General features: G+C 66.4%; 9 protein-coding genes and 1 pseudogene. 5 read left to right on the forward strand and 5 right to left on the reverse strand.

Annotated elements, in window-relative coordinates; translation table 11 throughout:
- Positions 1-260 precede the first annotated feature (260 nt).
- Complete coding sequence (locus ACN28G_RS00470) at positions 261-2,159, forward strand: DNA cytosine methyltransferase (RefSeq protein WP_421478118.1); 1,899 nt, start codon at positions 261-263, stop codon at positions 2,157-2,159.
- A gap of 17 nt (positions 2,160-2,176) precedes the next feature.
- Here ACN28G_RS00470 and ACN28G_RS00475 read toward each other — a convergent pair.
- The 4 genes and pseudogenes from ACN28G_RS00475 to ACN28G_RS00490 all read right to left on the reverse strand — a co-directional run.
- Positions 2,177-2,527 (reverse strand): annotated as a pseudogene (locus ACN28G_RS00475) (very short patch repair endonuclease); the annotation flags it as partial.
- Positions 2,524-3,336 (reverse strand): hypothetical protein, encoded by an 813-nt coding sequence (locus ACN28G_RS00480; RefSeq protein ID WP_421478119.1) that lies wholly within the window; start codon positions 3,334-3,336, stop codon positions 2,524-2,526. The pseudogene ACN28G_RS00475 and the gene ACN28G_RS00480, both read right to left, overlap by 4 nt.
- Before the next feature lie 173 nt (positions 3,337-3,509).
- Positions 3,510-4,760, reverse strand: a complete 1,251-nt coding sequence (locus ACN28G_RS00485; RefSeq protein ID WP_421478120.1) for an XRE family transcriptional regulator — start codon at positions 4,758-4,760, stop codon at positions 3,510-3,512.
- Positions 4,747-5,535: a hypothetical protein gene (locus ACN28G_RS00490; protein WP_421478121.1), complete on the reverse strand. Its 789-nt coding sequence runs from the start codon at positions 5,533-5,535 to the stop codon at positions 4,747-4,749. The genes ACN28G_RS00485 and ACN28G_RS00490 overlap by 14 nt, the downstream gene beginning before the upstream one ends.
- 90 nt (positions 5,536-5,625) lie before the next feature.
- On the opposite strand from ACN28G_RS00490, the gene ACN28G_RS00495 reads away from it, so the two are divergent.
- Complete coding sequence (locus tag ACN28G_RS00495; protein WP_421478122.1) at positions 5,626-6,945, forward strand: hypothetical protein; 1,320 nt, start codon at positions 5,626-5,628, stop codon at positions 6,943-6,945.
- A complete protein-coding gene (locus ACN28G_RS00500) occupies positions 6,942-8,666 on the forward strand; it encodes a hypothetical protein (RefSeq protein ID WP_421478123.1) in 1,725 nt (574 codons plus the stop codon). Before ACN28G_RS00495 ends, ACN28G_RS00500 begins: the two co-directional genes overlap by 4 nt.
- Positions 8,667-8,691: 25 nt before the next feature.
- Here the strand turns inward: ACN28G_RS00500 and ACN28G_RS00505 are convergent, their stop codons facing one another.
- A complete protein-coding gene (locus tag ACN28G_RS00505) occupies positions 8,692-8,973 on the reverse strand; it encodes a hypothetical protein (RefSeq protein WP_421478124.1) in 282 nt (93 codons plus the stop codon).
- Between the two features lie 72 nt (positions 8,974-9,045).
- Here ACN28G_RS00505 and ACN28G_RS00510 point away from each other — a divergent pair, with 72 nt between their 5' ends.
- Complete coding sequence (locus ACN28G_RS00510) at positions 9,046-10,317, forward strand: hypothetical protein (RefSeq protein WP_421478125.1); 1,272 nt, start codon at positions 9,046-9,048, stop codon at positions 10,315-10,317.
- Positions 10,317-12,725 carry an RNaseH domain-containing protein gene (locus ACN28G_RS00515; protein WP_421478126.1) on the forward strand — a complete coding sequence of 803 codons (2,409 nt, stop codon included), beginning with the start codon at positions 10,317-10,319 and terminating at the stop codon, positions 12,723-12,725. The genes ACN28G_RS00510 and ACN28G_RS00515 overlap by 1 nt, the downstream gene beginning before the upstream one ends.
- Positions 12,726-13,136: the final 411 nt, after the last annotated feature.

The raw sequence follows: 13,136 nt of genomic DNA on the forward strand, positions 1-13,136 counted from the left end.
ATACGACCTCGATGAGGATCGAGCTGATCCGATGAACGGTGGGTCTAGGACCGCTCCGGGGAGGCCGGCCGGCCCGCCGAGCGGAGCCCGGTGTCCGTGACAAGATGCCGATAGGATGCCGATTGACTTGAACTTGTACACCCTGCGTGGTGACTATCAGTCCCGACAACCCGTACAGTACCGTTGTAATGATCCAGTAGAACAGGTGTACACGACCCGCCCGTGCGGTGGGTGTGTTCGCGAGGGGGGACGACGGCCGGGTGTCCACCTACGGCGTTAAGCTGCAGCGTAGCGATGATCTACGGCTCGCCCCACACCCTGAGGGCTGCACAACCGACACGTTCGTCGACTGGTGTGCCGGCGAAGTCAGCCGTGGACGTCCTCTCGCTGTCGACCTCTTCTCCGGTGCCGGTGGTTTGAGTCTCGGACTGACGAACGCCGGATGGACGGTCGCTGCTGCGGTCGACCACGACGCTAAGGCTCTCGCCACCCACCGGGCGAACTTCCCCGGGCTTGCCTTGGACGTCGACCTGGGAGACGCCGTCGCCCGGCGGGGACTCATCAAACTGCTCCGCAAGGTCAAGGTCGACTTGGTGGCCGGCGGCCCACCGTGCCAACCGTTCAGCCGGGCCGGCCGCAGCAAGATCCGCAGTCTGGTCCAAGCCGGGGTTCGCGAGGAACTTGACCACCGTAAGGATCTTTGGCGATCGTTCGTCGAGGTCGTCCTGCGTGTCCGACCCCGCGCGGTGCTGATGGAGAACGTCCCCGACATGGCGCTGGGCGACGAGCTGTTCGTCGTACGCACGATTGTGGACATGCTGGAGAAGCACGGGTACCGCACTCAGGTCAGGCTGGTAGAGGCGTGGCGGTTCGGCGTTCCGCAACACCGGCAACGCCTCATCCTGCTCGCGCGCCTCGACGGCGGAGCCTTCAACTGGCCGCAGGAGTGCGACACTCCCACGAAGCTGCGCGAGGCCATCTCCGACCTCCCGCAGCTGGGCCTGGGAACCGGCCACCGAGTCATGGACTACACGGGCCCGACGAGCGACTACGCGACCGCAATGCGAGCCGGCGCTCCCGTGGGGCTCGTACACGACCACATGACCCGCCCGGTGCGGGACGACGACCGTGTCGTGTTCGCGCTCATGAACTCCAAAACCCTCTACTCCCAGATCGATCCCGAGCTGCGGCGCTACAAGGCCGACACGTTCGACGACAAGTACAAGCGGCTCGGCTCGGAGGACCTCAGCCGGTCGATCACCGCGCACATCGCCAAGGACGGCTACTGGTACATCCACCCGGAGGAACACCGCACTCTGACAGTCCGTGAGGCTGCTCGTATCCAAACGTTCCCTGATCGGTTTCGCTTCGCCGGCACACGCAGCGACGCCTTCCGCCAGATCGGGAACGCCGTCCCGCCGATGCTGGGTGAAGCCGCCGCGACGGCGGTCAGGCCACGCGAGGACCTCCCGCTACCCAGCGCCGATCGAAACATGATTGTTATGCGTAAGCGGATCGCGCAGTGGGCAGCCCAACAACGCAAGGGCGAACACTGGTACCTGTTCCCGTCGGATCTCATGTCCCCAACCCTCGCCGCGCTCGTCGCAATGTGCCGCGGCCAGACGGGACTGGCATCCGCCCTCGAAACAGTGCGAGGACTGCCCAGCCTCAAGCCAAGCCACCTCGACGAACTCTCGCGTCATCGCCACGCCACGCCACGACTACGCAAGGCGGCCCAGAGGCTCATGGTCGTGACCAGCGAGCTGGACGACGGCGATGACCCGATGGAAATCGCCGAAAAGGCCAGCTTCCAGGCAGCGGAGATGGAACTCTTCCGTCTCCTTCTTGGCGAGGACAGACTGCTCCCGAACCAGACCACCGTTAGGGTGGCGGCACGCGTCCTGAGCACAGAATCTAGTGAGTCGAACCTGCGCACCGAGGGCCGTCTTGATCTCGCCCTGATGGTGGGTTCCGGTCCACACGCGCCAGGGCGGATGGCAGCCATCAGACTTGTCGGCGCTGCCTACTGCAAGCCTGATCAGTCCGCCTCGGACTGTGACAGGTGTCCCCTAAGTAAGTTGTGCGACGCGCGGGCAGTGCCACCGGAACCGCCGCGACAGAATCGCGCCACACGCTCGGCGGCGGTGCGGACGTCCTGACGTACCTCGCATTCCCAGACTCTGACCACCACCCACCCGTCGTCACGCAGCGCCTCGCCGTTGCGGCGATCACGGGCGACGTTGGCCTGTAGCTTGGCCCGCCAACGCTCGGCGTTTGGCCCCTTGAACATCCGGGGACCATGTTGAGGACAGTCGTGCCAGAAGCACCCGTCGACGAAAACTGCCACGCGGCTACCGGGTAGGACGAAGTCCGGCCGACATCCGGCGATGCGTCGCTTCAGACGGAACCTAAGGCCAAGAGCATGTACCGCCCGCCGAAGCGACATCTCGGGAGCGGTGTCCTGTGTCCTGCGCCCCCGCAGATGAGATCCCTTCTCGGTGGACACCCATCCCAGCCGGTCGTTCACGATTGTTGATTACTCGGTGGGAGGCAGCGCTCTAGCTCTGCTGTCCGCCTCATCGGGCCGCTTCGGTCTTCAGAGCGGACTTCAGTACTCGTCGGCATGGAAGTGCTCTCCCTCATCCCCAGCCCCGAGATCGACGGCTCGGGCCAGATCCGCAGGCCGCCGACCGCCGCCTCGGCCAGGATGCGCTCAGCGAGCCCCATGGTTCGCGAGATGGACGGGGCGACGATGCAGAGAAGCTCCGGACGTTCATCGTCCCACTCGAAACTGCTTCTGGCCGCCTCTACGAGTGGTTGCAGCCAGTCAGCATGCTCGCGGTCGGCGGCCGCCATGACGATGGGATAGACGGGCCAGGCAGTGGGAACGCGGTGGCCCCGACAACTCGCAGCGGGAACGGTCCCCACCTTCCCCAAAGCCATGACGAGCCCTGCCACACCAAGATCCAACCCTTCCAGGTTGCCTACCTCGCCGGAAAAGCACCCCCGAAGCTCGTTCTCGATGCTCCTTAACTCGGGTTCGACATCATCGGCGTCCGGATTAAAGAACTCGATCGCTGCCGCGACATGCTCGAAGTCGGCGGCACCAACTGCGAGCCGATCCGCCAACGCGACCAGTCGACGTCCGATCGGGAATGGTTTAACGGCCCTCGCTTCCACCACGCCAACCGAACGAGCGAGGTCAGGGGCAACGTTCACGATCGACCGTGTGCCGTGGAAGTGGGCTAGCGATTCGCCGACACGACTCGGTACCGAGAACGTAGTCGCGTCCGGCAGGCGCGGATCGACTCCGACCGATGCAACGAAGAGTATCAACTTCCTTGGTTCGCCTCTCGAGCGTGTTGGCGCAGACCATACTCGACCCGTTCCGCACGCCTCCTGACCCTACGGTCCCCGACTCGTCAGGCACTTAGAGAACTGTCGGATCACGTCCAGCCAGAATTTCCGCAGGTGCTGACACTGATGGGTCAGCCGTCCAACGGAGGTCGTTACGTTTTCTCCGTAACGACGGCCTTCAGGTGACGGACTCGATCGGTCATCGGTCTCATGGGTTCCGTAGCATGGCCGCCGGCTATGAGGTTGAGCGTTGGGCGGTCATTGACGGCACCGAGTAGCTGCCGGACGCGTTCCACCGGCCAGCGCAGTTCCTGTGCTAGCGCGGTGATGGTCAGCCCATGATCGGTGGCTAGTTCGAAGGCCTTTCTGAGGAGGGTCGGCTGTTCGCCGGGAAAGCCGTCGATGGGTTCCAGGGCTGGTTTGGACTGGTTGAGGCGTTGGTAGGCCCGTGTCGCAGTGGTGTCGGTGTAGAGGCCCACTTCTCGGCAGCGGTAGATGAGGCTCTGGATCGACGTACCCCATGTTCGCTGGAGTTCAGCGAACGCCGCGAAGTTCACTCTCGCGGGTAGGAGGGGGATGATGCTGTCGCGTGGGGTGAGGAACTCTGCAGCGAAGGTGTCGGCGTCTCGTTCGTGGCGGGTGTCGCCGGGAAGGGCGTCGGCGTGGAGTACGAGGTGGGCGAGTTCGTGTGCGGCGGTGAAGCGCTGCCGGTATACGTCCTGGGATCGATCGCGGCTGATGACGATGAACGGCCGCGGTAGCCGGGAGGTCGAGAAGGCGTCCACGGTACGGAAGTCGCCGTCGGCTGGCGCGTGGACGACGACGATGCCGTGGACCTCAAGGGTGCGCACGAGGTGTGGAATGGGCGCAGTGCCGAGATTCCAGTGCTGACGAAGAGCTCGGGCAGCTTGGACTGGATCGGTGGGAAGGCTCGCGCCGGGATGGATCTCGCCGCCGGCGAACCCGGGAAGGTCTACGTGGGGCAGGAAAACGCGCCGTTCGAGGGCGTAGATGAGTTCCCAGACCTGCTCGGTGAAGGAGACAGCCTTGGCGCGCTGGTAGGAACGTGTCTCACGGAGATGGCGGAAGTGCGCTGCGGAGGAGTCGAGGCGGGCGTAGGGACGCCCGACCTGGAAGAAGCCGACGGGGTAGCCGAGGTGATCGGCGAGGGCGATCAGAATCTCGGGGCGTGGCCGCGCCCCTGATTCGTACTGGCCGATGGCTGCGGCGCTGACCCCGACCCGGTCGGAGAGGTCCCTCTTGGTCAGCCCGGCGAGCTGGCGAGCTTGTGTCAGACGTGCCGAGTCGAACTGCCTGGCGACAGCACTGGCTGACCCCGAGGGCGACGCCACGGGGAGGCCGCCGGCAGAGAACAGGTCATCGGGCTCGTCAGTTCTGGGCATCGCTTCGCTGTTGGTGGTCGCTGTGTTCGGCTACTGGGCTGACGGTGGCCTGCTCGGCGGTGGTACGGGCGCGCAGCGTCGGGGTGGCGAGCTCCGCCTGGTCGAATCGCGGCGACGCGGTCGAGGCCGACGGCTGGGTTACCAGGCAAAGCCCGGGAATCGGGTCTGCGGATGGGACGAGCAGGGGTTGTGCGGCTACCCAGCTCGCTGTGTCGGTCTGGCTCACGCTGATCTGGCCCCATCCGATGTTGAGCAGCCCGTGCCGCTCGTGCGCGGCGTAGTAGATGATCACGATACCGTCTGGTTCCAGCCCGCGCAGGAGGTCGGTGGAGTGGGCGTCCGACTCGGACTCCATTCCTTCGAAGGCCGGCTGTTCATGATCGGGTTTGGGGCCGAAGAGCCGCGCCAGCTCCAGCGTCGTCTTGTTGATCTTCTTCAGGGCGCGAGGGCTGTCGTAGGCGGTCGCGAGGTCCTTCGCGTACTCCACCGGCAGCACGGCGACGTTGTTGATGACGACGATGCGGTAGCTCTTGCCCAGGGGGCGCACCGTTTGGGCGTCGGGGACCTCACTGAGGTGGTTGACCAGTTCCTCGTAACGCGCCGGCCAGCCTCCGCCGAAGGCGTGGCGCGATGTCAGGCGGACCGCGTGGTGGCCGTCCATCTGCCGTCCGACGGCGGCCTGGATGGCCGACGGGATGGCCTCGGTCAGCGTGGTTGCCACGTCGCGGCCGAACAGGGAAGCCGCCCACGCTGCCGGCCGGATCTTCTTCGACACGATTCTCTCCTCATGCTTTACCTGCGTGCAGAAGGTTAGCATCTGTGCTTTAGTTTTGAGCGCGACGACGCCACTTCGGCGACGCTGAGTGTGTTCCCGCAGATCACGCCGCCTTCGGTGTGGCGTGATCTGTTGTGCGCTGCGATCGCGGCGGACGTCGATCAGGCCACACACGGTGTCCGGCTGCAAAGTTGCGGGTCGCTCAGGATGAGCGGCCGGGGAGGAAGGTGCCGCATGACGGCGGATCTGACCAGGTTCGGCCGGGACACAGTCGTGACCACGGTGACGCAGGCCGCCAGTGTCTGGATGTCGCCGGGGACGCCTGGCGAGCGCTGGCGGCAGGTGGCTGAGCTGCATGGGCGGGTCGCGTTGGCGCACCTGGCGCACGGTGAGCCTCTGCTGCCACTGGTGGCCTTCACCGACCTTTTGACCGGCCCGCTGTCCGGGCTTCTGCCGGACGTGCTGAAGGAAGCGTGTGACGAGGTCTTGTTGGTGGAGGACGGGCATCTCAGTGCTGCTGCCGCTGACCTGCTGATGGAGAACCTCGCGCCGTCGATGACGGCCTCCGACGTCGTCGGTTGGTCGGTGCCGCGTCTGAGCGCGGAGAAGGTGCAGGGCTGGCTCTACGGACAGATGCTGGCGACGGGCACGGAGGAGGGGTACCGGCGGGCGCGACGGACCGTCATCGAACACGCGGCGGGTGAGATGTCGGAGGTGATCGACGCGATCAAGGCCGCAGGGCTGCCCCGCGAGGGCCTGGTCGAGGAGATCCCCGCCTGGGCGTGGGTGGCGCACGAGGGGGAGCGCTACTGGTTCGGGTGCCCCGTGTGCCGGTACCCGATGCGGTACCAACTCGGTCGGCTTGCCTGCGCCTACCCGCCGCACACGAAGGCCCTCGGCGGTTCGATCACGGTGAAGTTGGCCAAGGGCCGTGCACCGTTGGCTGGCGCCTGGAACGTCGAACGTGCCGCGCAGTTGGGCGGACCACAGGTCACCACTGCGGCTCCGGTCGCCGGACAGGTGTGCCTCACCCGACCGGCTTGGCGGTACTCGACTATCCCCGGTTGTGAGGAGGTCCGCCTGTACCGCGAACTCGAGATGATGCCAGGCGTCACCGCGAGACTGTGGCCGTACGTCGACCGGTACGACCTGCACGTGACAGCACCACGACGCCGACGCCCCTGGCGGGTCGACGTCAAGGACTACACCGACCCCGCGCGGCTGGCCAACGAGCTGCTGCGTCGGGGCAGCATCGGCGAAACTGACCTGTTGATCGTCGTCCCCGACTACCGGGCGGGCCATGTGGCGGTCCTCAACGAACGGCTGCGCCTTGCCACCGGATCAAGGCGCCGGTTCGCCACGACGTCTCACCGATTCCTCACCGAGGTGAAGAGGGCCGCAGCCGGATGAGCAACCGTTCGCGTTTCTACAGGACCGCCAACCGGTTCCTGATCGGGCCGTCGCTGCGTCTGGCGCTCGGCCTGGCCGAACAGCTCTTCCCCAACGAGACCTGGGAAGGCGCGCCAGCGGTGGACCCCCGCGACGCGCGGTTCCTCCTCTCCGGCCAGCTCGGGGTGTGGAGCCTCTGGCGCGGCGGCCTCACCGCCACGCAACGACATGCGATCGACCGCCTCATCCATCTGCGCCCTCGCCGTCTGGCCACAGAAGGTGGCCTGCGCGTCAGCCTCGGCGAGCACCTGCGCAACAACCGGTCGCCCCGCTACCTGGAGGCTGGAGACTTCCTGCAGGTGATCGACGGTGTGCCGGTCGGTGATCTGATCACCGCCGCGCTGCAGGAGCTGGAGGATGCCTCAACCCCGCTGCGCGTCCCCCCAGAGGCGCTGGCCGAGAGGCGCTACAGCTCGTCGGTCTTCCTCGCCGGCCCCAGCCGCGACGAGTTCCGACGCAACACCTACCTCATCCCCCGGGCGCCGATGCCCTACCCGCCTGTCCCGGTTCTGGACGCCCCCGCGCCAGCCGAGGTGGTGGCCGACCTCGCGGACATGCACGCCACCGCCGAACTGATCGACAAGAAGCGAGGTGACGATGCCTTCCGCCTGGCGGAGGTCCTTGACGGATTCTCACGGAAGCTGCGGACTCCACAGGGCCAACCCGTCGACCGGCTGAAGCTCGCGGCAGGGCCCCTCCAGCTCATGATCGCTCCCACTGGTTCCGGCAAGAGCGTCTGGATGCGCGTCGCCGCCACCCACCTCGCCAGCCACAGAGGAGGCCGCCGCACCGTCGTCCTGCTCACCCCTGATGTCGAGAGCACGCTGAATCTTGTCGCGGCCATCCGCAGTGACCTCGCGGCGCTGAGCCTCGACATCCCCGTCGTCGCACTCATGTCCCACCGACGGCTCATCGAGGTGGCCGTCCAGCGCACCAACGACGCACCGGAGGATCCGGCCGGTGCCAGGTGGACCTGGCAGGAGCTCGGCTACTCCTGCATGCTGAGCGACGAAGAAGGCGCCGCATGGCAGCCCGGCCAGGAACCCTGCACGGATCTGCACGAGCCTGGCGTCGAAGGCCGCCACCGATGCCCCCTGATCGGAGCCTGCGAGAAGTGGGCACCATGGCGGCAGGCCGCAGGCCCAGCCAAGATCATCGTCACCAACCACGCCTACTTCCAGCAGGGCTCGGTGCCGTTCCCTGTCATCACGAACGGCACACTCCACGGACGGATGAGCGCGCAGGAGCTGCTGCTGCGGCGCGCCGACATCCTCCTTGTCGACGAGGTCGACGCCTTCCAGGGACATGCGGTCACTCAGTCCGGCCGCACCCTCGTCCTGGCCCGTCGTGACACGCAGAAGCTGCTCTTGGAGAGGCTCGACGACCAGCGCAAGGAACAGGTCGAATCCGACAACGTGCCGGGCGAACTCGAACTCGCCTTCCAGCGGGCCATCCACCGGGTCGAGTTCCTCTCCGAGCGCTACCTGGCCGCCGTCGTCAACGGGTTCATCGACCCGCAGGACCCACTCGGCCCCAAACAGGCCAGGCTGCACCTGCCACGCCGATGGGACAACCTCATCGCCTGCCGCCTTTTCGGCCTCAACGAACTCGTAGACCGCCCCAGCGACGACCAACTCGACAGGTTCAAATCCCTGTTCACCCCAGAACGAACCCGACCCTGATGCGCTACCCGCCGGCTGGGCGGACCTACGCAAGGAACTGCGCCTCGTCGTCGCCGACGAACCGGAATCCGACCTGATTCACAAAAGAAGCCAAGGCATCGTCAGCGCGATCCAAACGATCACAGCGCCCACCACCACCGACGAGGGCGAACCGGACGCCGAGTTCGACCTGGACGCCGACGTCGAACCGGACGCCGACCTGGAGGCCGACGTCGACCTGGAGGAAACGGACTGCGGCCGTCAGACCGGGAAGGACGACGATCGAGCAGAACCCACCGCTTCGGCGTGGCAGCTCCAGACCGCCCACCTTCTCCTACGCAGGGCGTTCCTCGGCGAACTCCAGCAAGGGCTCGCCGAACTGGAAGCCCTACTACCGCTGATGCGCGACAGCGGAATGCGGCTCGCCGACGACGTCGAGGCCGCGTTGGACCGAGCTCCCTCCTGGCAGGCAACCCCCGAAGGACCGATCGGCCGAGCGGTCTTCGGATTCGCCGTCACCGGCGACCCGGAGAGCCGCTCCGACCGGCAGTTCACCGCAGAGATCCTCTCCGGCGACCCGCACGCCTACACCGCAGACCTCGGAATCACCACGGCTCCCGCGCTCACGGGCGCGCCCAGAGTCATCGTCGGACTCTCCGCGACCGCCTACCTACCCGGTTCCCCCACCAACCACGTCCATGCCGACGTCGCCTGCTACTACCCCGACAACGCCGGCACTGGCACTGGCAGGCTGACCGTCAGCAACGCGTCCGTCAACGACCACACGACCAACCGCGGGATCGTCATCTCCGGGGCAGCCCGCAACCGCAAGGCCCAACTACTCGAAGGCATCGGATCCGGCCTCTGGGACCAGATCCTCGAACAGAGACTGCGGGACCTGCACGACCACCGGGACGCCGAACGCCGTGCCCGTGCCCGGGTCCTGCTCGTCACGAACTCCTACGACCAGATGCTCGCCCTCTGCCGCGGCCTGATCGCCGGGGGAGCCCACCGCACCCGCATCGCCGTCGCCGTTCCCGCCGGTGACCGCCGCGGCCTGCAAATCCCCGACGACGTACTCGCCATCCCCGCCAGCCGGCTGCGGACCTTCCCGAGCACGGGCAGGGACGTGCTGATCTCACCTTTCGCACGGGTTGCCCGCGGGCTCAACATCGTCGTCGGCCACCGGTCCGCGCTCGACTCCATCTGGGTATGCGTCCGACCCATCAAGCTCATCGACGAACCATCCGCACTGGTTGCCCACACCGGTGCCCACGCCCGCCGCAACCGGCACCCCGGTGAGGACCCGCGCAGGGAACTCGACGAACGCCACCGCATCGCCGCCAAACATCTGGAGCTCATCAACAGGTCCAACCCCGCCTTCGGGCGCCTGCCCCCCGACGTGCGAACCGCGATCTTCGCCGACGTCCTGGCCGACCTGATCCAACTCGCCGGACGCGCGAGGCGTGGCGGCACCAACACCACTCTTCACCTGGTCGACAACGCCTTCCACCGAGGAGGCGCCGCACCGGGCAGCGACTTCGCCTCCCTTATCCGCAACCTCCACCGGCGATGGCGCGACGACAACCACCTGGACCAGGTCCGTTCTATCTACGGCACCACCATCGACGCGTTCTTCACGTTCGCCGGCATCAACGACAGGAACCCCTGATGCGCACCCTGGCCTTTCCCTATACCGAAGCGATGGCGGAGAAGATCCACGGCTACACCCTCGGCAGCGAGGTCAACGACACCTGGCAGGACCTGAACCGCCGATACACCCGTCACCCGAAGAACCTGCCGTACAGGGATCTGAGCCTCGGCCTGCGCTACGTGTCCAGCGACTACGCCACCATCTGCAAGGACCCCGACGGCCCCGGCACGCTACTCCTGATGCGCAAGAAGATCGACACCGCCATCATCAGCCGGCTCTTCGCCGCCTTCGAACGAGACCTCGCGGCCCGGCACGGCGCGCCCTTCGAAGACCTCCTCGGCCCACTGCTACGCCGAACCAAGCCACGCACGATTCACATCGCCAAGTACCTCCAAGCGGGCACGGTGGCGCACGCCGATATCCCGAACTGGGTCTTCGACGTCGCCACCTGGCGCACCATCGAACTCCTCCGAGGCGCGCTCAAGCTCCCCGACGGTACGGACCTGCTTCTCCGTCCCGACATCGACGGCAACCTCGTCGCCTTCGACCGCCCGCTTCCCGAGACGCACCCCAGGGCCGAACAAGGCATCCACTACATCAGTCTCGAACCCATCACTGTCCCCGGCTACCCCGGCATCCTGCTCAACCTCGACGCCCACATCAGCGCCACCACCGGCTTCCCCGGCAACGCCAAGAGCCTCTGGATCGCCACCGACGACACCGGCATGCTGCTCACCGCCAGACACCGCTACGACCGCCCCACCAACCGAAACGTGATCACCGGGCTCCTTCCCCAACTCGTCGACTCCTTCAGCATCCGCGGCGTGCCCGCCAACTTCACTGCAGATGACCTGCTCGCGACCCACCCCCGCATCCGCGCCCGGCACGCCACCACACCCGACAGGCACCCCATCGGCTCCGGACCGGGCCGCCGATTCCTCGACTGCCTGCTCGAGCACGCCACCGCCAGGCTCAACACGGAGTCGCTCGTCCTGGAAACCGCACCCATACGCAACATCGACGCCCCCGGCGACCCCGGCCGGCACGCGAAACTCGCCTCGGCCGTGAACGCGGCAGCACGGCCGATCCACATCAGCGTCGTCTACCAGGACGACCTGCAGCGCCACCGATCCGCGCAGGCGCTCACCGGAGTGCTCAACCTCCCCGAGAACAGCCTCACAACCGCGGAGAGCACCTTCCTCGACGGCGCGCTCACCATCACCTTTGACAGAGCCAAGACCGACATCCTGGTCGCTCCCGGGCCTACGCACCTCCGGGACACCCTCGCCGAGCAGATCGTCTCCACTAGGACCCAGGACGCCCTGCACCTCGTACTCGCCGAGAGCAACAAAGAACTCGCCGCAGCCAAGCCCGCCGAAGACCCCAAGCCACAGCTTCGCCGCGCCCTGGCCGCCCACGGCACCGTCAGCCAGTTCATCGATCCAGCGTCAACGCCCAAGCCCGACGCCGTCGACCACCCCGCCAATGCCGCCGTACAAGACCTCCTCCGGGCAGCGGGACTCACCGCCACCACACCAACCCGGGTGTTCTCGCGCCCCCTGCAGTCGCAGCCATGCGTCATCGTCGGTCTCTACACCCGCGAACAGAACCAACCCGCCACTCGCATGATCAGCCTCTCCGCCCTCATCAGCGACGGAACCGACACACCCTGGAGCATGCTCGGCTACCATCCCGACGCCCACGGCTGGAACAGCCTCCCCACCGCCATCGCCGCACATCACGCCACCGACCTAAGCCAGTTCAACGACCCGAACCCCGCCACCCGCACATCACTGGCGCGGGCCTACACAGAACGGGCCCTGCACCAGCTCCGCACCCGCTACGACGACATCCCGATGATCATCTACATCGATGGCTCCAACCGGTACCCACTTTGGTCCGGCACGACCAACAAGAACCTGGTTAGCAGGCAGCTCGACGTGCTGCCTCACCTCGGAATGATCAATCCGGCCGACATCTCACTGGTCAGGGTCAACACAGCATCAGACGGCAAGCTGCCACAACCTGCCAGGGCAACCGGAAAGCGGGCGAAGGCCGACGACGGTGCAGTCCCAGCCACCGAACGGCTCCACCACCTTCCCGGAGCGCACCAGGACACCTACTACCTGATCAACCGATCGCGCAGCGACAAGGCGTTCCAGTCCGGCGTCAGAGCCGGCCATCGTCAGACGCGATTCGACCTCGCGCAAGCAAGAGAGCTCCGGACGCCCTGGCACGCGATGACCTGCACGGAGTTTCTGCTCCTCAAACATGGCGTCTTCGAACGCCAACACCTCGCGGCGCTCAGCGCGCGGCTGTGCGGGCATTCTCTGGCTTGGGACGGGCGGACAGCCCGACCCGCGCCCGTACACCTTGCTCGACAGATCCTCGAGGATCATCCAGGGCGTAAGACGGCTGCACGTTGAGGTGTTCTGATGGCCGGGGCAGGAAGTCGTCCGTGGCAGCACGAGTGCCCCGATGAGACTGAACGTCTTGCCAAGAAAATCGGTAATTCGCTGCGTTCGGTTGATCGATACCTGCCACCGGATTACCCCCAGAGCCGAAGCAAAGTTAGTTGATCTTGGTTGTTTCTGACGAGCGTGGGGTCCCCGACATGCGGACGCGGCCTCCTCAGTGGACGACCGCCAACGGCGCCGGCCCAGTCAGCACCTACTCCCGCCGGGGCGGTGACCGATGACCGCCTACCGCGAATACCAGGCCCGAAAGCGGCTGACCGCCCGATACCGACAAGAGATCCGCAGCTACGGCACCCACGGCGACCCGAAAGAAGCCATGATCGAAGCCGAGCTAACCGTCTTCGACTGCTTCGGCGCCCC

Source organism: Micromonospora sp. WMMA1923 (assembly GCF_049179195.1).
Taxonomy (GTDB): domain Bacteria; phylum Actinomycetota; class Actinomycetes; order Mycobacteriales; family Micromonosporaceae; genus Micromonospora; species Micromonospora yangpuensis.

Bases quoted from the DNA above. Each gene is read 5' to 3' on its own strand.
- ACN28G_RS00485 (WP_421478120.1), bottom strand. From the start codon at position 4,760: ATGCCCAGAACTGACGAGCCCGATGACCTGTTCTCTGCCGGCGGCCTC.
- ACN28G_RS00500 (WP_421478123.1), top strand. From the start codon at position 6,942: ATGAGCAACCGTTCGCGTTTCTACAGGACCGCCAACCGGTTCCTGATC.
- ACN28G_RS00510 (WP_421478125.1), top strand. From the start codon at position 9,046: ATGCGCGACAGCGGAATGCGGCTCGCCGACGACGTCGAGGCCGCGTTG.
- ACN28G_RS00515 (WP_421478126.1), top strand. From the start codon at position 10,317: ATGCGCACCCTGGCCTTTCCCTATACCGAAGCGATGGCGGAGAAGATC.